The 20,328-nt window shown below is 72.9% G+C and carries 17 protein-coding genes and 1 pseudogene; 14 read left to right on the top strand and 4 right to left on the bottom strand.

Features of this window, described 5'->3' with window-relative positions; all coding sequences use genetic code 11:
* Positions 1 to 13: 13 nt before the first annotated feature.
* Complete coding sequence (locus B446_RS14440) at positions 14 to 1,057, top strand: zinc-dependent alcohol dehydrogenase family protein (protein WP_020940184.1); 1,044 nt, start codon at positions 14 to 16, stop codon at positions 1,055 to 1,057.
* On the opposite strand, the gene B446_RS14435 is transcribed toward B446_RS14440, so the two are convergent.
* A complete protein-coding gene (locus B446_RS14435; RefSeq protein ID WP_020940183.1) occupies positions 1,038 to 1,601 on the bottom strand; it encodes a GNAT family N-acetyltransferase in 564 nt (187 codons plus the stop codon). The two genes, B446_RS14440 and B446_RS14435, sit on opposite strands and share 20 nt — an antisense overlap.
* 313 nt (positions 1,602 to 1,914) lie before the next feature.
* On the opposite strand from B446_RS14435, the gene B446_RS14430 reads away from it, so the two are divergent.
* Complete coding sequence (locus B446_RS14430; RefSeq protein WP_020940182.1) at positions 1,915 to 2,115, top strand: MerR family transcriptional regulator; 201 nt, start codon at positions 1,915 to 1,917, stop codon at positions 2,113 to 2,115.
* A gap of 40 nt (positions 2,116 to 2,155) precedes the next feature.
* On the opposite strand, the gene B446_RS14425 is transcribed toward B446_RS14430, so the two are convergent.
* Positions 2,156 to 3,070: a sugar phosphate isomerase/epimerase family protein gene (locus B446_RS14425; protein WP_043475589.1), complete on the bottom strand. Its 915-nt coding sequence runs from the start codon at positions 3,068 to 3,070 to the stop codon at positions 2,156 to 2,158.
* Between the two features lie 125 nt (positions 3,071 to 3,195).
* Here B446_RS14425 and iolC point away from each other — a divergent pair.
* From iolC to B446_RS14380, 9 genes and pseudogenes are all read left to right on the top strand, one after another.
* A pseudogene (gene iolC, locus B446_RS14420) lies at positions 3,196 to 4,145 on the top strand (5-dehydro-2-deoxygluconokinase).
* A gap of 59 nt (positions 4,146 to 4,204) precedes the next feature.
* Positions 4,205 to 5,089, top strand: a complete 885-nt coding sequence (locus B446_RS14415; protein ID WP_043478303.1) for a Cgl0159 family (beta/alpha)8-fold protein — start codon at positions 4,205 to 4,207, stop codon at positions 5,087 to 5,089.
* A 7-nt stretch (positions 5,090 to 5,096) separates the two neighbouring features.
* Positions 5,097 to 5,936 (top strand): 5-deoxy-glucuronate isomerase, encoded by an 840-nt coding sequence (gene iolB, locus B446_RS14410; protein ID WP_020940178.1) that lies wholly within the window; start codon positions 5,097 to 5,099, stop codon positions 5,934 to 5,936.
* Complete coding sequence (gene iolD / locus B446_RS14405) at positions 5,933 to 7,819, top strand: 3D-(3,5/4)-trihydroxycyclohexane-1,2-dione acylhydrolase (decyclizing) (protein WP_020940177.1); 1,887 nt, start codon at positions 5,933 to 5,935, stop codon at positions 7,817 to 7,819. Before iolB ends, iolD begins: the two co-directional genes overlap by 4 nt.
* Before the next feature lie 15 nt (positions 7,820 to 7,834).
* Positions 7,835 to 9,337 (top strand): CoA-acylating methylmalonate-semialdehyde dehydrogenase, encoded by a 1,503-nt coding sequence (gene mmsA, locus B446_RS14400; protein WP_020940176.1) that lies wholly within the window; start codon positions 7,835 to 7,837, stop codon positions 9,335 to 9,337.
* Between the two features lie 393 nt (positions 9,338 to 9,730).
* Complete coding sequence (locus tag B446_RS14395; protein WP_020940175.1) at positions 9,731 to 11,143, top strand: APC family permease; 1,413 nt, start codon at positions 9,731 to 9,733, stop codon at positions 11,141 to 11,143.
* A gap of 251 nt (positions 11,144 to 11,394) precedes the next feature.
* Positions 11,395 to 14,046 carry a CocE/NonD family hydrolase gene (locus tag B446_RS14390; RefSeq protein WP_020940174.1) on the top strand — a complete coding sequence of 884 codons (2,652 nt, stop codon included), beginning with the start codon at positions 11,395 to 11,397 and terminating at the stop codon, positions 14,044 to 14,046.
* The gene (locus B446_RS14385; RefSeq protein ID WP_020940173.1) at positions 14,043 to 14,906 is read left to right on the top strand and encodes an ABC transporter permease; all 864 of its coding nucleotides are present in this window, start codon (positions 14,043 to 14,045) and stop codon (positions 14,904 to 14,906) included. Before B446_RS14390 ends, B446_RS14385 begins: the two co-directional genes overlap by 4 nt.
* A 157-nt stretch (positions 14,907 to 15,063) precedes the next feature.
* Positions 15,064 to 16,644, top strand: coding sequence for a vWA domain-containing protein (locus B446_RS14380; RefSeq protein WP_020940172.1), 1,581 nt, complete (start codon positions 15,064 to 15,066; stop codon positions 16,642 to 16,644).
* Between the two features lie 159 nt (positions 16,645 to 16,803).
* Here B446_RS14380 and B446_RS14375 read toward each other — a convergent pair whose 3' ends face one another.
* Together B446_RS14375 and B446_RS14370 are read right to left on the bottom strand one after the other, a co-directional pair.
* Positions 16,804 to 17,199, bottom strand: coding sequence for a rodlin (locus tag B446_RS14375; RefSeq protein WP_020940171.1), 396 nt, complete (start codon positions 17,197 to 17,199; stop codon positions 16,804 to 16,806).
* Between the two features lie 239 nt (positions 17,200 to 17,438).
* Positions 17,439 to 17,837: a rodlin gene (locus B446_RS14370; RefSeq protein WP_020940170.1), complete on the bottom strand. Its 399-nt coding sequence runs from the start codon at positions 17,835 to 17,837 to the stop codon at positions 17,439 to 17,441.
* 261 nt (positions 17,838 to 18,098) lie between these two features.
* Here B446_RS14370 and B446_RS14365 point away from each other — a divergent pair, with 261 nt between their 5' ends.
* The 3 genes from B446_RS14365 (at position 18,099) to B446_RS14355 (ending at position 20,050) form a co-directional block, all read left to right on the top strand.
* Complete coding sequence (locus tag B446_RS14365) at positions 18,099 to 18,500, top strand: rodlin (RefSeq protein WP_020940169.1); 402 nt, start codon at positions 18,099 to 18,101, stop codon at positions 18,498 to 18,500.
* Positions 18,501 to 18,792: 292 nt separating this feature from the next.
* Positions 18,793 to 19,020, top strand: a complete 228-nt coding sequence (locus tag B446_RS14360; protein WP_043478297.1) for a chaplin — start codon at positions 18,793 to 18,795, stop codon at positions 19,018 to 19,020.
* Positions 19,021 to 19,138: 118 nt separating this feature from the next.
* Positions 19,139 to 20,050 carry a chaplin gene (locus B446_RS14355; protein ID WP_043475584.1) on the top strand — a complete coding sequence of 304 codons (912 nt, stop codon included), beginning with the start codon at positions 19,139 to 19,141 and terminating at the stop codon, positions 20,048 to 20,050.
* Positions 20,051 to 20,328: the final 278 nt, after the last annotated feature.

The following is a 20,328-nucleotide window of genomic DNA, read 5'->3' as shown; positions in this document are numbered from 1 at the left end:
AAGGGTGGGGCGCATGAGAGCCGTGGTGTTCGAGCAGTACGGAGAGCCGGCCGCCGTGCGGGAGGTGCCGGACCCGGAGCCCGCGGAGCACGGGGTCGTCGTCCGCGTCGAGGCGACCGGGCTGTGCCGCAGCGACTGGCACGGCTGGATGGGGCACGACCCGGACATCACCCTGCCCCATGTACCGGGGCACGAACTCGCCGGTGTGGTCGAGGCGGTGGGATCCCGGGTGACCGGGTGGCGGCCCGGCGACCGGGTCACCGTGCCCTTCGTCTGCGCCTGCGGCACCTGCCCGTCCTGCGCGGCCGGCGACCAGCAGGTGTGCGAGCGCCAGACCCAGCCGGGCTTCCACCACTGGGGCTCCTTCGCCCAGTTCGTGGCCCTCGACCACGCCGACGTGAACCTGGTCGCGATCCCCGACGGGATGGCGTACGCCACGGCCGCCGCCCTCGGCTGCCGCTTCGCCACCGCCTTCCGCGCGGTGGTGCGCCAGGGCCGGGTGGCGGCGGGGGAGTGGGTCGCGGTGCACGGCTGCGGCGGGGTCGGTCTTTCGGCGGTGATGATCGCGGCGGCCTCGGGGGCCCGGGTGGTGGCCGTCGACGTCTCGTCCGAGGCCCTCGGCCTGGCGCGGAGCTTCGGCGCCGCCGCGTGCGTCGACGCGACCGGCACGGCCGATCCGGCGGCCGCCGTCCGGGAGCTGACCGGCGGCGGCGCCCACCTCTCCCTGGACGCCCTCGGCTCGCCCGCGACCTGCGCTTCCTCCGTCGGCTCTTTGCGCCGCCGGGGCCGGCACGTCCAGGTGGGCCTGCTGCCCTCGGTGGACGGCACCACCCCCGTCCCGCTGGCCCGTGCCATCGCCCTGGAGCTCGAACTCCTCGGCAGCCACGGCATGGCCGCGCACGCCTACCCCGGGATGCTGGAGCTGGTCAGGTCCGGGGCGCTCCGCCCCGACCTGCTGGTGACCCGGACGATCGCCCTCGACGCGGCCCCGGCCGCCCTCGCCGCCATGGGGTCCGCGCCCGGAGCGGGAGTCACGGTCATCGAGCCGTGGCGCTGAGCGCGGCCCACTCGCGGTCGAGGATCGACATGATCACCTCGTCGGCCCAGACGCCGTCCCGGAGCTGCACCTCCCGTTTGACGCCTTCGACCACGAAGCCGGCCTTCTCGTAGACGCGCAGGGCCCGGTGGTTGTGCGCCCAGGCCGCGAGCTCGATCCGGTGCAGTCCGAGTTCACCGAAGGCGTGGGCGACGATCAGCCGGGTCGCCTCGGTGCCGATGCCCCGGCCACGGCCCCGGGGGCCGATCAGGGTGCGGAAGGTGCAGCTGCGTCCGTCCGGGTCGTAGCCGTACAGGACGGCCTCGCCCAGCACCTCCCCGGTCTCCGGGTCGGTGACGGCCAGGTCCAGCCGGTCGGGAGCACCGGCCCGGGAGCCGTACCAGGAGCGCAGCCCCTCCTCGGTCAGCTCGGTCGACGGCTCGAAGGTGAAGCGGACGACCTCGGGGTCGCCGACGATCTCCCACATGGCGGCCGCGTCCGCCTCGGTGAAGGGACGCAGCACGGTCTTCCGGCCGGTCAGGACGGGTTTGACGGAGAAGCTCATGGGACGACTGTGCCCCACGAGGCTGACGGGGCACAGGTGCTTTTCCCGGCGGGCGCGTCCGGGCGCCTCATGTCAACGCGACCCGCCCGGACACCGGGGCCCGCCTTTGCTGCGGGTGCGTCACAAACACCCGCCTTCCGTCACACATGTCGCGTGTACGCGGGCTCTCGGTCACACCCGGTCCACAGCCGTAGTCGCATCGTCACGCAGCGTCGTTCACCGGGCACAGGCTTGGTGATCGCCAGCGCAGCGCCCGGCTCCCCCGACGGCCGCCCCCGGCCGCCGCCGCGGCGCGCGCAGGGAGGTGCGACTCATGACCGACCGAAGGCTCTGGTCCTACAAGGAGATCGCGGCACACATCCGGGTGCAGCCGGACACCGTACGGTCCTACCGCAAGCACGGCCTGCTGCCCGATCCCGACCACGTGGAGGGCGGCAAGCCCTACTGGTACGCGGACACCGTCCGCACCTGGGTCGCCTCCCGGCCGGGCAACCGGGGCCGGAGAGGGGACTGACCACCCGGACGCGTACCCCGGGCGCTTGCTCCGGGCGTTCCTACACCCCGCACGACCGCAGGAACGCCCGGGTGCGCCGGGCGATCGGCAGCGGCGCGTCCGGCTCGCAGGGGTACATGTCCTGCTCGACGATCGCGAACAGGTCGACGTCCAGCCGCCGCGCGGCCCTGAGCACCGGTTCCAGGTCGGGCACGCCGGACGGAGGTTCGCACATCACGCCCCGCGCGACCGCGGGGCCGAACGGCGTGCCGCTCGCGCGCACGTCGGCCAGGATCTCCGGGTCGACCTGCTTGAGGTGCAGATAGCCGATCCGCTCGCCGTAGGTCTCGATCAGCTTGACGCTGTCCCCGCCGCAGTACGCGTAGTGCCCGGTGTCCAGGCAGAGCGACACCAGGTCGGGGTCGGTGCCGTCGAGGAAGCGGGCGACGTTCTCCTCGCTGTCGATGTGGGTGTCGGCGTGCGGGTGGACGACGACCGTCAGCCCGTACCGCTCGCGCACCTCGCGGCCGAGGCGTTCGGTCAGCGAGGTCAGGTCGCGCCACTGCCCGGCGGTGAGGGTGGCGGGCTCCAGCACCTGACCCGTCTTGTCGTCGCGCCAGAAGGACGGGATGACGACGAGGTGGCGGGCGCCCGTCGCCCGGGTCAGGGCGGCGATGTCGCCGACGTGCGCCCAGGTCTCGTCCCACACGGCGGCGCCGTGGTGCAGGCCCGTGAAGACCGTGCCGGCCGACACCTTCAGGCCGCGCCGGCCGGTCTCCTCGGCGAGCACCGCGGGATCGGTCGGCAGGTAGCCATAGGGGCCGAGTTCGATCCACTCGTAGCCCGACGCGGCCACCTCGTCTAGGAAGCGCCGCCACGGCACCTGCCGCGGGTCGTCCGGGAACCACACACCCCAGGAGTCGGGCGCCGATCCGATCCGGATACGGGACAGTGAGGAGGGTGACAAGGACGTCATGGCCGCCAGCGTGAAGGGCCACGGAAAGAGGTGTCAAGCACTGGTCCGAATGTCCGGACAAAACATTGACAGGGTTCGGCGGGCAGGACTACAAAGCCGGGAGGAGCCGTGACGAAGGGAAGCCGATGGCGTACGACCTGATCACGATGGGGCGGTCGGAGTGGACCTCTACCCCCTGCAGACCGGCGTCCCGCTCGCCCAGGTGTCGTCCTTCGGAAAGTTCCTCGGCGGATCGGCGGCGAACGTCGCGGTCGCCGCCGCCCGCCTCGGCCGCCGCACCGCCGTGATCACCCGTACCGGCGACGACCCGTTCGGCGCCTATCTGCACGAGGCCCTGCGCGGCTTCGGCGTCGACGACCGCTGGGTCACCCCGGTGGCCGGCCTGCCCACGCCCGTCACCTTCTGCGAGGTCTTCCCGCCCGACGACTTCCCGCTCTACTTCTACCGCCGCCCCAAGGCCCCCGACCTGGAGATCCACCCCCACGAACTGGACCTCGACGCCGTCCGGGACACCCGCGTCTTCTGGGTCACCGGCACCGGCCTGAGCGAGGAGCCGAGCCGCACGGCGACCCTCGCGGCCCTCGCCCACCGCGCCCGGTCCGGCACGACCGTCTTCGACCTCGACTGGCGGCCGATGTTCTGGACCCACCCGGACCAGGCCCGCCCCTTCTACGCCGAGGCCCTGCGCCACACCACCGTCGCCGTCGGCAACCTCGACGAGGTGGAGGTCGCCACCGGGCTGCGCGACCCCCACGCGGCGGCCCGCGCGCTGCTGGCCGCCGGCGTCGAGCTCGCCGTGGTCAAGCAGGGTCCCAAGGGCGTCCTGGCGGTCAGCGCCTCCGGGGAGTCGGCCGAGGTCCCGCCCCTGCCGGTCACCGTCCTCAACGGCCTCGGCGCCGGCGACGCCTTCGGCGGCTCCCTGTGCCACGGACTGCTCGCGGACCGGGACCTGGAGACCGTCATGCGGCACGCCAACGCGGCCGGCGCCATCGTCGCCTCCCGCCTGGAGTGCTCCTCGGCGATGCCCACCCCGGACGAGGTGGCCGCCGCGCTCGACAGTGGAGCGGTGCGGTGAGGGCCGGCCGGGTGGCGGGCACCCACACCGGGGGCGGCGACGCGGCCCGCCGGCCCCGCGTGGACGTCGCCGCGCTGGTCCACACCCGCACCCACCACCCCGAGGCGATAGCGGAGGCCGCCGCCCGCCGGGCCCGCCGTCCGCTGCTGAGCGAAACCGGCCGCCTGATGATCGTCGCCGCCGACCACCCGGCCCGCGGCGCGCTCGGCGTCGGCGACCGCGAACTCGCCATGGCCAACCGCGCCGACCTCCTCGAACGCCTGTGCCTCGCGCTGTCCCGGCCCGGCGTCGACGGCGTCCTCGCCACCGCCGACATCCTGGACGACCTGCTGCTGCTCGGCGCCCTCGACCACCGGATCGTCATGGGCTCGATGAACCGCGGCGGCCTGCGGGGCGCGAGCTTCGAACTCGACGACCGCTTCACCGGCCACCGTCCCGAGGACATCCAGCGCCTCGGCTTCGACGCCGGCAAGGTGCTGCTGCGCATCGACTACGCCGACCCCGGCTCCCTGACCACCCTGGAGGCCACCGCCCGCGCCGTCGACGACATGGCCGCGCGCCGACTGCCGCTGTTCGTGGAGCCGTTCATCAGCCGGCGCACCCCGGAGGGGACCCTGCGCAACGACCTGTCCGCCGAGGCGGTCACCCGGTCCATCGCCATCGCCTCCGGTCTCGGCGGCTCCTCCGCCTACACCTGGCTGAAGGTGCCGGTCACCGAGAACCCCGACGACATGGCGCGGGTCATGGAGACCTCCACCCTGCCGGCCGTGCTGCTCGGGGGCGACGTCGGCGACTCACCGCAGGAGCAGGGAGCCGCGTACGAGAAGTGGCACGGGGCACTCCAACTGCCCACCGTGCGCGGTCTGGTGGTCGGCCGGTCGCTGCTGTACCCGGCGGACGGCGATGTGGCCGCCGCCGTGGACACCGCCGTCGGACTGCTGTGAGGGACGCATGACCAGCACCGGACTGCACCTGCCCCGGGGTGCCACCGCGAACGACCGGTACGCCGTCGACATCGGCCCCGAGCGGGCCGGCTGGACGTACGGCAGCCTGCGCGTCGTGGAGTTGACGCCGGACGGCACGCATACGTTCACCACGGGGGACGCCGAATGGATCGTCCTTCCGCTGCAAGGTGGATGTACCGTACAAATCGAGACCGCACCAACCCGGCAGGCCGAGTTCCAACTCCAGGGCCGGACCAGCGTGTTCGCGGACGTCTCCGACTTCGCGTACGCGCCCAGGGACGCCCGGGTCCAGATCGCCTCCGGCGCGGGAGGCCGCTTCGCCCTGGCAGGAGCGAAGTGCGAGCGACGACTCCCCGCCCGCTACGGCCCCGCGCCGGAGGTACCCGTCGAGCGCCGCGGCAGCGGCGGCTGCGCCCGCGACGTGCGCAACTTCGCCGCCGCCGACTCCTTCGACTGCGACCGGCTGATCGCCGTCGAGGTGGTCACCCCGGGCGGCAACTGGTCCTCGTACCCGCCGCACAAGCACGACGAGCACCGGCCGGGTGAGGAGTCCGAGCTGGAGGAGATCTACTACTTCGAGATCGACGGACCGAACGGTTTCGGCTATCAGCGCGTATTCCCCTCCCGCGAGGGCGGGGCCGACGTCCTCGCCGAGGTCCGCTCCGGCGACGCCGTGCTCGTCCCCGACGGCTGGCACGGCCCGTCGATCGCCCAGCCGGGCCACGCCATGTACTACCTGAACGTCATGGCGGGGCCCGGTGAGAACCGCGAGTGGCGGATCCGCTTCCACCCGGACCACACAGCGAGCACAGGGGGGTACCGATGACGACCTCGACGACGAGGCTCACGGTCGCGCAGGCACTCGTACGCTTCCTCACCGCCCAGTACACGGAACGGGACGGCCGGCGGCAGCGGCTGATCGGCGCCACCTGGGGCATCTTCGGGCACGGCAACGTGGCCGGCCTCGGCCAGGCGCTGGTCGAGTACGCCGGCGCCATGCCCTTCCACCAGGGCCGCAACGAACAGGCCATGGTGCACGCGGCGGTCGGCTACGCCCGCCAGTCGAACCGGCTGTCGGCCCACGCGGTGACCACCTCGATCGGCCCGGGCGCCACCAACCTGGTCACCGGCGCCGCCCTCGCGACCGTCAACCACCTTCCGGTCCTGCTGCTGCCCGGCGACGTCTTCGCCGCCCGCCCGGCCGACCCGGTGCTGCAGCAGCTCGAGGTGCCCCACGCGGGCGACGTCTCGGTCAACGACACCTTGCGCCCGGTCTCCCGGTACTTCGACCGGGTCACCCGCCCGGAGGCGCTGATCCCCGGCGCGCTGGCCGCCATGCGGGTCCTGACCGACCCGGTGGAGACCGGCGCGGTCACCCTCGCCCTGCCGCAGGACGTCCAGGCGGAGGCGTACGACTGGCCGGAGGAGTTCTTCGCCGAGCGGGTGTGGACCGTACGGCGCCCGGGCGCCGACCCGGCCGAGCTGGCGGAGGCGGTCCGGGCGGTCCGCGAGGCCCGCAGGCCCCTCGTCATCGCGGGCGGCGGGGTTCACCACAGCCGCGCCGAGGAGGCCCTCGCCGAGTTCGCCGAGGTGACCCGCGTCCCGGTCGCCTCCACCCAGGCCGGCAAGGGCTCGCTGCGCCACGACCACCCGCAGGACGTCGGCGGCGTCGGCCACACCGGCACCGCGACCGCCGACGAGCTGGCCCGCACCGCGGACCTGGTGATCGGCGTGGGCACCCGCTACACCGACTTCACCACCGCCTCCGGCACCCTCTTCACCCACCCGGACGTCCGCTTCCTCAACCTCAACATCGCGCCCTTCGACGGGCACAAGATGGCCGGGCTGCCGCTGGTCGCCGACGCCCGCAGCGGCCTCTCCGAACTGACCGAGGCGCTGATCGTGCACGGCTACGAGGTCGCCGACTCCTACGTCACCGAGTACACCGAGGACAAGGAGCGCTGGGAGCAGCGGGTGGACGCCTGCTTCGAGGCGGAGGAACCGGACGTCCGGCCGACCCAGCCGCAGGTGCTCGGCGTCCTCGACGCCCTGGTCGACGAGTCCGACATCCTCGTCAACGCGGCCGGCTCGCTCCCCGGCGACCTGCACAAGCTGTGGCGGACCCGCTCCTACGACCAGTACCACCTGGAGTACGGCTACTCCTGCATGGGCTACGAGATCCCGGCCGCCATCGGGGTGAAGCTCGCCGCGCCCGGGCGGAACGTGTGGGCGCTGGTCGGCGACGGCACGTACCTGATGATGCCGACGGAGATCGTGACCGCCGTGCAGGAGGGCGTCGCGATCAAGATCCTGCTGGTGCAGAACCACGGCTACGCGTCCATCGGCGGTCTGTCGGAGTCCGTGGGCGGTGAGCGGTTCGGCACCGCCTACCGCTTCACTGCGGACGACGGCACCTACACGGGCGCCCCGCTGCCCGTCGACCTCGCGGCCAACGCGGCCAGCCTGGGTATACGGGTGCTGCGCGCGAAGACCGTTCGGGACCTGCGCGCGGCGCTCGCCGAGGCTCGGGCGGCCGACACTCCCACATGTGTCTACGTGGAGACCGAAACGTCCGACACTGTGTCGGGCGCGCCTCCGGCGCAGGCCTGGTGGGATGTTCCTGTGGCCGAGACCGCGACCCGATCGTCCGCGGTCAAGGCACGGGAGCTGTACGAACGGCACGTCTCGACCCGACGCCGCCACTTGTAAAAGGAGTTTCTGGGCATGACGAAGATCGTCAACCACTGGATCGGCGGCAAGGCCGTCGAAGGCGCGTCGGGTACGTACGGGCCGGTCACGGACCCGGCGACCGGCGCGGTCACCACCAAGGTCGCGTTCGCGTCGGTCGAGGAGGTGGACGCGGCCGTCGCGGCGGCCAAGGACGCCTTCGCGACCTGGGGCCGGTCCTCGCTGGCCCAGCGCACCACCATCCTGTTCCGGTTCCGCGCGCTGCTCGACGCCCACCGGGACGAGATCGCGGAGCTGATCACCGCCGAGCACGGCAAGGTGCACTCCGACGCGCTCGGCGAGGTGGCGCGCGGCCTGGAGATCGTCGACCTGGCCTGCGGCATCAACGTCCAGCTCAAGGGCGAGCTGTCCACACAGGTCGCCAGCAACGTCGACGTCTCCTCCCTGCGCCAGCCGCTCGGTGTGGTCGCCGGCATCACGCCGTTCAACTTCCCGGCGATGGTCCCCATGTGGATGTTCCCGATCGCCGTCGCGACCGGCAACACCTTCGTGCTCAAGCCGTCCGAGAAGGACCCGTCGGCCTCCCTGAAGATCGCGGAGCTGCTGGCCGAGGCCGGTCTGCCCGACGGCGTCTTCAACGTGGTGCAGGGTGACAAGGTCGCCGTGGACCGCCTGCTGGAGCACCCGGACGTCAAGGCGGTCTCCTTCGTCGGCTCGACCCCGATCGCCCGCTACATCCACACCACCGCCTCCGCGAACGGCAAGCGGGTGCAGGCGCTCGGCGGCGCCAAGAACCACATGCTGGTCCTGCCGGACGCGGACCTGGACGCGGCTGCGGACGCGGCGGTCTCGGCGGCCTACGGCTCGGCGGGCGAGCGCTGCATGGCCATCTCCGCGGTCGTCGCGGTCGGCTCCATCGGCGACGAGCTGGTGGAGAAGATCCGCGAGCGGGCCGAGAAGATCAAGATCGGCCCCGGCAACGACCCGGCCTCCGAGATGGGCCCGCTGATCACCAAGGCCCACCGGGACAAGGTGGCCTCCTACGTCGAGGGCGCGGCGGCCGAGGGCTGCGAGGTCGTGCTCGACGGCACCGGTCACACCGTGGAGGGCTTCGAGGACGGTCACTGGATCGGCATCTCGCTGCTGGACAAGGTGCCGACCAGCGCCAAGGCGTACCAGGACGAGATCTTCGGCCCGGTGCTGTGCGTGCTGCGCGTGGACACCTACGAGGAGGGCGTGGCCCTCATGAACGCCTCGCCGTTCGGCAACGGCACGGCGATCTTCACCCGGGACGGCGGCGCCGCCCGCCGCTTCCAGCTGGAGATCGAGGCGGGCATGGTCGGCGTGAACGTGCCGATCCCGGTCCCGGTGGGCTACCACAGCTTCGGTGGCTGGAAGGACTCGCTCTTCGGCGACCACCACATCTACGGCAACGACGGCACGCACTTCTACACCCGCGGCAAGGTCGTCACCACGCGCTGGCCCGACCCGGCCGACGCCCCCGCGGGCGTGGACCTGGGCTTCCCGCGCAACCACTGAGTGTCACCCGGAGGTCGCCTCCGGCCCCCGTCAGGTCGTCCGGATACCGGACGGCCTGACATTTTTTTGCCACCTTGGCTGCGGTTCCCGTTTTCGCGGGATCAAACGGATGGCTAAGGGTTTGATGGCTAAATGCCTTCGAAAGCAAGGTCATGCCTCGTATGGGCTTGATGGATGCCCCTATAGGCCGTCACGACCTAAGAAAGTGATGTGTCGTCGGTCGCTCGCCGAGTGCGGATTCCGAAGGTAAACAGCCATTGACGTGGTGGTTTTCGTCGGGGTTCCCTATGCACGCCGGGAGCGGACCAGACGACGAACGTACGACGAGCCGCCCGGAGGCGATAGCGCTCCCGAGCCCACCCTCACTCGCACCAGCCGATCGGATTCCGCCGCATGACCGACACGCTCCGTCCTGTCGACACAGGCTCTGCCGAAGCAGCACTCGCAGCAGCCTCCGACAGTCCTCAGAAGCTCAAGCGTTCCATCGGCGTCGTCGGCGGCACCCTGCTCACCCTGTCGTGCGTCACGCCGGCCTCCACGCTCTTCGTGATCGTGCCGGACCTGTTCTCCAGCCTCGGCACGGCGACGGCGCTCTGTCTCGTCATCGGCGCGCTGCTCTGCATCCCCGTCGCCCTGTGCTACTCGGAGCTGGGCACGCTCGTGCCGAGCGCGGGCGGCGAGTACGCGATCGTCTCCACCCTCGCCGGCCGGCTCGCAGGCTGGCTCGCCTTCGTGATGTCGCTCCTCGTCGTGATGATCGTCCCCCCGGTCATCGCGATGGGCACCGCGGACTACCTCGCCCCGGTCATCCACCTGGACCCCGCCTGGACGGGCGCCGGCGTGATGCTCGCGGCCACCCTCGCCGGTCTGCTCGACCTGCGCGCCAACGCCTGGATCACCGGCATCTTCCTGGTGCTGGAGGTCGTCGCGGCCGGTGTCGTCGCCATGCTCGGCTTCACCCACTCCCAGCGCGGGCTCGGCAGCCTCGGCAACCTGCAGATCGCCGGTGAGCACGCCCACGTCACCCCGGTGACGGGCGCGATGGTCCTCTCCGGACTCGCCATCGCCCTCTTCGCCACCCAGGGCTTCTCCACCGCCGTCTACCTCTCCGAGGAGCTGGAGAACCCGCGCCGCAACGTGGCCCGCACCGTCCTCGCGACGCTCGCCATCTCCAGCGTCGTCATCCTGGTGCCGGTCGTGGCGATCACCCTCGGCGCCGGCGACCTGAAGGCCCTGACCGGCGGCGACATCTCCGGCATGGTCATCGCCTGGAGCAACTCGGCCGTCGGCACCTTCGTCAGCCTCTGCGTCGCCCTCGCCATCATCAACGCGGGCATCGTCATGGTCATCCAGAACTCCCGCGTCCTGTTCGCCTCCGCCCGCGACAAGGCCTGGCCCGCGCCGGTCAACAGCGCCCTGTCCAAGCTCGGCCGCTTCGGCTCCCCCTGGGTCGCCACCCTCGTCGTCGGCGTCCCCGGCGCCTTCCTCTGCTTCGTCAACCTGGACACCCTCTACGGCGTCACCGGCGTCGCGGTCACCGGCCTGTACCTGCTGGTCGCGATCGCCGCCCTGCTCGCCCGGCGCGGCGCGCACGGCACCCGCAAGGCCTGGCGGATGCCGCTGTGGCCGGCCATGCCGATCCTGCTGATCGCCGTCCTCGTCTACATCCTCGTCGAGCAGGACGTCTCGTACCTGCTGTGGACCGGCGGCATCACCGCCGTCGCCACCCTCTACTGGGCCTTCTACCTCCGCCCCCGCCAGGCCACCCGCTGGGTGGTGTCCGTCCCCGACGACGTCCAGTCCTGACGGTCACCCGGCCGACCTGACGGCCCCCCACCGCGCACCACCCGTCGTCCCCGCCCACCGAGGCGGGGACGACGTCGTGCCTCCGGGGTGCGTCCGGGGTGCGTCCGGCGTGCGCCCGTGACCGGCCGCCCGCGTCGCGTGCGCGTACCGCACCCGAAGTACGCGGTGGCGGGCGCGTACTCCCGGAGGAGGGTCCGGGGTTCAGCCCAGCGGCAGCGTCGGTTGTCGGCGGCGGCCCGTACCGTTGAGGCATGGATCTTCGAGGGCCCGCGCTGCGCGGGCTGCTGAAGGGGCCGCGGCGGCTGCTGGCCGCCGCGGCCGCCGTGGTGGTGCTCGCGGGCGCCGGCACGTGGACGGCCGTGGCCTCCGACAGCCCCCCGCCGGTGCACCGCGGCGACCGCGTCATGACCATGGCCGACGGCACGCGCATCGACACCTCGTACTTCACCGCGGGCCCCACCGGCCGCCGCCCCGCCGTCCTGCTCGCGCACGGCTTCGGCGGCAGCAAGGACGACGTACGGCAGCAGGCCGAGGACCTCGCCCGGGACGGGTACGCGGTCCTGACCTGGTCCGCGCGCGGCTTCGGCAAGTCCACCGGGAGGATCGGCCTCAACGACCCCGGGCACGAGGTCGCCGACGTCTCCCGGCTCATCGACTGGCTCGCCGAGCAGCCCCAGGTCCGCCTCGACCGGCCCGGCGACCCGCGCGTCGGCGTGACCGGCGGCTCCTACGGCGGCGCGATCTCCCTGCTCGCCGCCGGCCACGACCCCCGCGTCGACGCCATCGCCCCGGCCGTCACCTACTGGAACCTCGCCGACGCCCTCTTCCCGGACGGCGTGTTCAAGAAGCTGTGGACCGGCGTCTTCTTCAACACCGGCGGCGGCTGCGCCCGGTTCGAACCCGCCCTGTGCCGGATGTACGACCGGGTCGCCGAGTCGGGCACCCCGGACGCGGCCGCCCGCGCACTGCTGGAGGAGCGCTCGCCGTCCGCGGTCGGCGGCCGCATCAAGGTGCCCACCCTGCTGGTGCAGGGCCAGACCGACTCCCTGTTCACCCTCTCCCAGTCCGACGCGGCCGCGCGGGCGATCCGCGCCAACGGCGCCCCGGTCGACGTCGACTGGATCGCGGGCGGGCACGACGGCGGCGACATGGAGAACGGCCGGGTCCAGCGCCGGGTGACGGCCTGGTTCGACCGCTACCTCAAGGGCGACACCTCCACCGGCACCGGCCCGGCCTTCCGGATCACCCGTACGGGAGGGGTCGACTCCACCGACGGCGCCACCCTGCTGCGCGGCGCGAGCGCGGACACCTACCCCGGCCTGCGCGACCACCGGCGGACCGTCGCCCTCACCGGCGGCACCCGGCGCATCGCCAACCCGGCAGGCGCCAGCCCGCCCGCCGTGTCCGCCCTGCCCGGCCTCGGCGGCTCCGGCGGCCTCGCCCAGCTCTCCGCGCTCGGCGTCGGCGTTTCCGTGGACTTCCCCGGCCAGTACGCCAAGTTCGACTCCGCGCCGCTCACCCGCGACCTGCGGATCACCGGCACCCCCACCGTGACCGCCCACGTCACCTCCAGCAGCGACGACGCCGTCCTGTTCGGCAAGGTCTACGACGTCGGCCCCGACGGCACCCGGCAGGTGCTGCCCTCCCAGCTCGTCGCCCCCCTCAGGGTCACCGGCGCCCGGCACGGCAAGGACGTCACGATCACCCTCCCGGCGATCGACCACGAGGTGCAGAAGGGTCACCGCCTCCGCCTGGTCCTCGCCTCCACCGACCTCGGCTACGCCTCACCGGCCGCCCCGGCGACCTACACCGTCTCCGTCACCGGCGGGCTGAGCGTGCCGACGGCCCCCGCCGTCACCACCGCCGCGGCCCCGCTGCCCGCCTGGGTGTGGTGGCTGCCCCTGGCCGGAGCCGCCGCCGCGCTCGCCCTGCTGCTCACCGGCCGCCGCCGCACCGCCGCGCCCGCGCCCGACCCAGGGCTCGCCGACGTCCCGCTGCGGATAACGGGCCTGAGCAAGCGCTACGCCCGCGCCACCGACCGGTACGCGGTGCGCGAGCTGTCCTTCCGCGTGGAGAAGGGCCAGGTGCTCGGCCTGCTCGGCCCCAACGGCGCCGGCAAGACCACCACCCTGCGCATGCTCATGGGCCTGATCAAGCCGGACGACGGCGAGATCCGCCTCTTCGGCCACGCCGTCCGCCCCGGCGCCCCCGTCCTGTCGCGGGTCGGCGCCTTCGTGGAGGGCGCGGGCTTCCTGCCCCACCTGTCCGGCCGGGAGAACCTGGAGCTGTACTGGCGGGCCACCGGCCGCCCGCCCGAGGACGCCCACCTGACGGAGGCCCTGGAGATCGCCGGCCTCGGTGACGCCCTGGCCCGCGCGGTGCGCACCTACTCCCAAGGCATGCGCCAGCGCCTGGCCATCGCCCAGGCCATGCTCGGCCTGCCCGACCTGCTCATCCTCGACGAGCCCACCAACGGCCTCGACCCGCCCCAGATCCGCGAGATGCGCGAGGTGATGATCCGCTACGCGGCCGCGGGCCGCACGGTGATCGTCTCCAGCCATCTCCTCGCCGAGGTCGAGCAGTCCTGCACCCACCTGGTGGTGATGGACCGCGGCCGGCTGGTCCAGGCCGGACCGGTGGCGGAGATCATCGGCTCCGGCGACACCCTGCTGGTCGGCACCGGCACGCCCGTGGAGGAGCCGGTCGCGGAGAAGGTGGCCGCCCTGCCCGGCGTCGCCTCCGCCGTCCGCACCGAGGACGGACTGCTGGTCCGCCTCGAACCCGGCGGCACCGCCGAGCGGCTGGTCGTGGAGCTGGTGCGCCTGGAGGTGCCCGTCGCCTCCGTCGGCCCGCACCGGCGCCTGGAAGACGCGTTCCTCACCCTGATCGGAGGTACCCCGTGAGCACGCTCACCGAGCCCGCCGAGGTCGCCCCCGGCTACCGCGCGGGGCGCACCCTGCCGCTGCGCGTCGAGCTGATCCGCCAGCTCAAGCGGCGCCGCACGCTGGTCATGGGCGCGATCCTCGCCGTCCTGCCGTTCGTCCTGCTCGTCGCCTTCGCGATCGGCGGCGACCCGTCGGGCCGCGACGGCCGGGTCACGCTGATGGACACGGCCACCGCGTCGGGCGCCAACTTCGCCGCGGTGAACCTGTTCGTCTCGGCCGGCTTCCTGCTGGTCATCCCGGTCGCGCTGTTCTGCGGGGACACCGTCGCCTCGGAGGCCGGCTGGTCCTCCCTGCGCTATCTGCTCGCCGCACCCGTGCCCCGGGCCCGCCTGCTGTGGTCCAAGCTCGTCGTGGGGCTCGGCACCAGCCTGGCCGCCATCGTGCTGCTGCCCCTGGTGGCCCTCGTGGTCGGCACGGCCGCCTACGGCTGGGGCCCGCTGCAGATCCCGACCGGCGGAGCGCTGTCCACCGGCACGGCGGCCCAGCGCCTGGCCGTCGTGGTGGCGTACATCTTCGTGTCGCAACTGGTCACCGCGGGACTGGCGTTCTGGCTGTCGACCCGGACGGACGCCCCGCTCGGCGCGGTCGGCGGCGCCGTCGGCCTGACCATCGTCGGCAACGTGCTCGACGCCGTCACCGCCCTCGGCCACTGGCGCGACTTCCTGCCCGCGCACTGGCAGTTCGCCTGGGCGGACGCCGTCCAGCCGCACCCCGAGTGGTCCGGCATGGTCCAGGGCACCGCCGTCTCCGTCACCTACGCTCTGGTGCTGTTCGCCCTGGCCTTCCGGGGTTTCGCCCGCAAGGACATCGTCTCCTAGGTCACCGGCGGGTCTCGGCGGGCTCCCGCCGTGGCCGGTTCGAGACCCATCCGCAACACCACGGGCCGCACGTTCCGGGCCCCCGCGCCGTCACAGTCGGCAGAGGTCGCACACGAAGACCTCACGTCGACGTCAACGGACCGAGGGGGCACGCGAGATGGAGCCGAACCGCACACCACGGACACCGTGCACGGCACGGGCACCACGCGCACGACGGACCCGCCGCGCGCTGCTCGCGCTCACGGCGGCGGCCGGCCTGCTGCTGACGGCCTGCTCGGCGGAAGGCTCCGCGGACGGCTCCGCCGCCGACAAGCGCGGCCTGCCCGCCCCCGCACCCGCCCCCGGCGGGCGGAACTCCGGGTCGGCCGCCCCCGCACCCGGCGACAGCCATCTGTCCACCTTCGCCCTCGACGTCGACACCGCCTCCTACACCTACGCCCGCCGCACCCTCGCCGACGGCCGCGTGCCCGATCCGTCGACCGTCCGCCCCGAGGAGTTCGTCAACAGCTTCCGCCAGGACTACCGCAGGCCCGACGGCAACGGCTTCTCCGTCACCGTCGACGGCGCCCGCACCACCCGGCCGGACTGGTCCCTGGTCCGCGTCGGCCTCGCCACCCGCGGCGCCGACCCGGACGGGCGACGGCCGCCCGCCGCGCTCACCTTCGTCATCGACGTGTCCGGCTCGATGGACGAACCCGGCCGGCTCGACCTCGCCAAGCGGTCCCTGGACACCATGACCGACCGGCTGCGCGACGACGACTCGGTGGCCGTCGTCACCTTCAGCACCCGCGCCCGCACCGTCCTGCCGATGACCCGGCTCGGCGGCCACCGCGGCGAGGTGCACGACGCCGTCGACGGACTGCGCGCCCTGACCTCCACCAACCTCGGCGCGGGCGTCGAGACCGGCTACGACACGGCCGTCGAGGGCCTGCGCGAGGGCGCGACCAACCGGGTCGTGCTGATCTCCGACGCCCTCGCCAACACGGGGGAGACCCGCCCCGACGCCATCCTGCGCCGCATCGACTCGGCCCGCCGCGAGCACGGCATCACCCTCTTCGGCGTGGGCGTCGGCAGCGACTACGGCGACGCCCTCATGGAACGCCTCGCCGACAAGGGCGACGGCCACACCGCCTACGTCTCCGACACCGCCGAGGCGCGCCGGGTGTTCTGCGTCCAGCTCCCGCAGAACATCGGCCTGACCGCCCGCGACGCCAAGGCACAGGTCGCCTTCGACCCCGGGACCGTCGCCGAGTTCCGCCTCGTCGGCTACGACGACCGGGCCGTCGCCGACCACGACTTCCGCGACGACCGGGTGGACGGCGGCGAGGTCGGCCCCGGCCACACCGTGACCGCCCTGTACGCGGTGCGCACCAGGCCGGACGCCGACGGCCACCTCGCCACCGCCACCGTCCGCTGGCTCGACCCCGCGACCCGGGCCCCGCACGAGCGCTCCGGAGCCCTGGAGACCGGTGCCCTGCGGGACGACGTCTGGGCGGCGAGCCCCCGCTTCCAGGTCACGGCGGTCGCCGCCTACTTCGCCGACGCCCTGCGCGCCGCCGGCACCGACCACGGCCCCGCCCTCCCCGGCGCCCCGAGCCTGGCCCGGCTCGCCGGCCGGGCCGCCGCGCTCGCCGGAACCACCGAGGACAAGGACGTGCGGGCGCTCGCCGACGCGATCCGGCAGGCGGACGGCACCGGCCGGATCGGGCGGACGGACACCGGAGAGAGCGGGGAATGAGCGCCGCACACCCGGTCGACACACCCCATCCTCCTTACCCGCAGCCGGCATGCGCGCCGAGAAGGGGTCGGCCACGCCAAGAAGGCCGTGCCGCGGGCAGCACGCGGAGCGGCGGGCCACCGGAAGGAACCGGTGACCCGCCGCTCGCGGAGCGCTCGCTCAGCCGTTGCCGGACAGCGCGGAGATGTCGTCCAGGATGTGCGAGAGCGGCTCGTCGCCCTTCGCCTGCGTCGAGTTCTCCGTGCACTGCTGGGTCTGCGGCGCGGACAGGACCGGGATGTCCTGGACGCCGACGTTGACCAGGGCCAGGATCGACTGGGCGTCGACCTTCGCCGGCAGGCCGACACACGGCTTGTTGAGCGAGCCCTGCACCAGCGAGAGCTGCGGGCTCTGGTTGCCGGCCGTGGCCGAGTTGCCGAAGGACTGCTGGGCCTCGTTGCCGCTCAGCGAGGTGGTGCCGTGGTCGTCACCGATGGCCAGGGCCTGAGGGGCGGCGAAGCCCGCCAGACCGGCGACGGAGGCGGCGACAGCCGCGGTTGCCCACAGCTTCTTCATGTTCGTTCCCTTTCGAGAGGCGGACTCCGGGGAGGAGTTGCGTGATCATCAACGCCGGGGATCCGACCGCGGTTGCGGCCTTTGCCCCGTTTGGAGTAGCTCGGTACGATCAGCCGACCGGCGCCCGGCGCGGCACGGTCCCCCGCGCCGCGAGGCGGTCCCGAACGGGCCGACGGGCCGCCGGGAGAACGCGGCGGCCCGTCGGCACGGGCCCGTGGGGAGGCCCGGGGGTCTGCGGATCAGCCGTTGCCGGACAGCGCGGAGATGTCGTCCAGGATGTGCGAGAGCGGCTCGTCGCCCTTGGCCTGGGTCGAGTTCTCCGTGCACTGCTGGGTCTGCGGGGCGGACAGGATCGGGATGTCCTGGACGCCGACGTTGACCAGGGCCAGGATCGACTGGGCGTCGACCTTGGCCGGCAGGCCGATGCAGGGCTTGTTGAACGAGCCCTGGATGAGAGCGAGCTGCGGGCTCATGTTGCCGTAGGTGGCCGAGTTGCCGTACGACTGCACCGCGTCGTTGCCGCTCAGCGAGGTGGTGCCGTGGTCGTCACCGATGGCCAGGGCCGGCGACGCGGCGGTCGCGGTGAAACCGACGACGGAAGCGGCGACCGCGGCAGAGGCCAGAACCTTCTTGATCACTTGCTGATTCCCTTCTGGAGAAACCCCGTCCACCGGAGCGACCTGCATCAACTGCCGACCGCCGTCCGGGGTTGCTCTCGTTCACTCCGATGGCCCACACGGTGCCTGGGGAAGGGCTTGCGGAGTCGAGAGGGGAATTCCCCGAATTCCGCCACCCGGAACGATCCGATCGGGTGACACCCCGCAACCATTCCGCCCGGGCCCGGTTGATGCGTGGCAGGAACATGCGTCTTGGCGAGGAGCCAAGGAAAGGAAAGCGAAATGCTGAAGAAGGCAATGGCCGCGGCGGCGGTCGCCGCGTCCTTCGTCGGTGTGTCCGCTGCGGCAGCCCCCCAGGCGCTTGCCATCGGCGACGACACCGGCACCACCTCGCTGAGCGGCAACGCGGCGCAGGACTCGTTCGGCAACTCGGTGACCCGGGGCAACATGAGCCCGCAGGCCACCCTGGTGCAGAGCTCGGTCAACAAGCTGTGCGTCGGCCTGCCGGTCAAGGCGGACGCCCAGTCCCTGGTGGCCGTCCTCGCCAACGTCGGTGTCCAGGACATCCCGGTCCTGTCCGCCCCGCAGACCCAGCAGTGCGCCGACAACTCGACCCAGGCCAAGGACGACGAGCCGCTGTCGCACGTCGCGGACGACATCGCGGTCCTGGCCGGCAACGGCTGAGGCACCCGTCTCGGCCTGGCCGACGGAACACCGCCCGGGTGGCGTGCCGGTGCATCCACCGCCACCCGGGCGGTCTTTTGCTGCCCATCTCCAAGAAGTGTTTTGCTGACGCTCCGCCAACATGTCAAATCTGCGGGGGCGTTCGAGTGAATTCATCGAGGACGCGCGTTCCGTAGTTTCTTCGGCTGTCTATCCCTCGTTTTACAGCCTGCCGGTCATGGTGCGAGCCGTTCAAGTTGTGCTCGCTCGGTTTCGGCCGTCACAGGGCATGACCGCTATGAAGGGAAAGTTCATGAAGAAGAGCGCTGCTGTCGTCGCCGGCACGATCCTGGCGCTGGCCGGGGCCGTCCCCGCCTTCGCCGACTCCGGTGCGACCGGTGGGGCCGCCAACTCCCCCGGCGTCCTCTCGGGCAACGTCATCGAGGTCCCGGTCCACGTCCCGGTCAACGCCTGCGGCGACACCGTCGACGTCATCGGGCTGCTGAACCCGGCCTTCGGCGGCGCCTGCGTCAACCACTGAGCGACAGCGCTACGCGCCAGCCCCCTCGGCTGTGTTCTGGCCGGCCTCGGACCGTCGATCCATCGGCTCCTCGTCCGAGGCCGGCTTTCCCACTTCTTCGAGCAGGAAGACAACGAACTTGCGACAGACCCTCAGCAAGGGCATGGTCGTGGCCGCCGCCGCGACGGGCATGCTGTCCTTGTACGGAAGTCAGGCGCTCGCCGACACGGGTGCCCAGGGTGCCGCCCAGCACTCGGCCGGCGTACTGTCCGGCAACACCGTCCAGGTCCCGGTGAACGTCCCGGTCAACGTCTGCGGCAACTCCGTGGACGCGGCCGCCGCGCTGAATCCCGCGTTCGGCAACTCCTGTGCGAACGGCTCCGTCCAGAGCGGTGACGGCGGTGTCCGGCACGGCGGCCCGCAGGGCGGCTGGGACACCTCCGAGCGCACCTCGGGCGGCCACCCCGACGTCCCCGGCGTCCCCGGCGACCGGGGCGGCTTCCCCGGCGGCCACACGATGCCGTCCTCGCACGACGGCTCCGAGCACACGATGCCGTCCCCGCACCACGGCGGCGACCGCACGAAGGCGCCCTCGTACGGCGGCGGCAGTCACACGGCGCCCCCCGGGTACGGCGACGACCACACCACCCCGCCTCCGTACGGCGGCCCCTCGTCCCCGCCCTCGTACGGCGACGACCACACCACCCCGCCCCCGTACGGCGGCCCCTCGTCCCCGCCCTCGTACGGCGACGACCACACGACGCCCCCTCCGTACGGCGGTCACGACAAGCCGACCCCGCCTCCGTACGGCGGCGGCGACCACACGACGCCCCCTCCGTACGGCGGTCACGACAAGCCGACGCCGCCCCCGTACGGCGGCGACGACTGGACTCCGCCGCACCACGGAAGCCACCACCCGGACCAGCCGCCGAGCCTCGCGCACACCGGCGCCGACTCCGGGACCATCCTCGGAGCGTCGGCCGCCAGCGCCGCGCTGATCGCCGGGGGAACCATCCTGTACCGCCGGGGCCGCGGAGCCTCGGGCCGGTGACGTGCCGGGTGCCGGACCCCAGTGCCCGGCACCCCGCGTCCCGCACCGGCGCCCTCCGCAGTGGCGCCGTACCGCATCCTTCAGCGCCGTAGCGTCTCCGGCACCTCGCCACGCCGTCCGGCCGGGGAACCGCCAGCCCGCCGGCTCCACACGCCACGGCGAACTCCCGCCCGAGGCCCACCCCAGCACCTTCCCCGGTCGTTCCTCCCGTTCCTCCCGCCCCTCCCGCTCAGGGTTCGCCCGTGCGGGGGCCGGGGCCACCTGAACGCCGTAGCCGT

This window comes from Streptomyces collinus Tu 365, from assembly GCF_000444875.1.
GTDB classification, from domain to species: domain Bacteria; phylum Actinomycetota; class Actinomycetes; order Streptomycetales; family Streptomycetaceae; genus Streptomyces; species Streptomyces collinus_A.
This window is presented reverse-complemented; position numbering and strand designations above follow the sequence as displayed.

What these genes read in the sequence shown, in the direction of transcription:
- B446_RS14440 (WP_020940184.1), top strand. Translation starts at nt 14, where the DNA reads ATGAGAGCCGTGGTGTTCGAGCAGTACGGAGAGCCGGCCGCCGTGCGG.
- B446_RS14435 (WP_020940183.1), bottom strand. Translation starts at nt 1,601, where the DNA reads ATGAGCTTCTCCGTCAAACCCGTCCTGACCGGCCGGAAGACCGTGCTG.
- B446_RS14430 (WP_020940182.1), top strand. Translation starts at nt 1,915, where the DNA reads ATGACCGACCGAAGGCTCTGGTCCTACAAGGAGATCGCGGCACACATC.
- B446_RS14425 (WP_043475589.1), bottom strand. Translation starts at nt 3,070, where the DNA reads ATGACGTCCTTGTCACCCTCCTCACTGTCCCGTATCCGGATCGGATCG.
- iolB (WP_020940178.1), top strand. Translation starts at nt 5,097, where the DNA reads ATGACCAGCACCGGACTGCACCTGCCCCGGGGTGCCACCGCGAACGAC.
- iolD (WP_020940177.1), top strand. Translation starts at nt 5,933, where the DNA reads ATGACGACCTCGACGACGAGGCTCACGGTCGCGCAGGCACTCGTACGC.
- mmsA (WP_020940176.1), top strand. Translation starts at nt 7,835, where the DNA reads ATGACGAAGATCGTCAACCACTGGATCGGCGGCAAGGCCGTCGAAGGC.
- B446_RS14395 (WP_020940175.1), top strand. Translation starts at nt 9,731, where the DNA reads ATGACCGACACGCTCCGTCCTGTCGACACAGGCTCTGCCGAAGCAGCA.
- B446_RS14390 (WP_020940174.1), top strand. Translation starts at nt 11,395, where the DNA reads ATGGATCTTCGAGGGCCCGCGCTGCGCGGGCTGCTGAAGGGGCCGCGG.
- B446_RS14380 (WP_020940172.1), top strand. Translation starts at nt 15,064, where the DNA reads ATGGAGCCGAACCGCACACCACGGACACCGTGCACGGCACGGGCACCA.
- B446_RS14375 (WP_020940171.1), bottom strand. Translation starts at nt 17,199, where the DNA reads ATGAAGAAGCTGTGGGCAACCGCGGCTGTCGCCGCCTCCGTCGCCGGT.
- B446_RS14365 (WP_020940169.1), top strand. Translation starts at nt 18,099, where the DNA reads ATGCTGAAGAAGGCAATGGCCGCGGCGGCGGTCGCCGCGTCCTTCGTC.
- B446_RS14360 (WP_043478297.1), top strand. Translation starts at nt 18,793, where the DNA reads ATGAAGAAGAGCGCTGCTGTCGTCGCCGGCACGATCCTGGCGCTGGCC.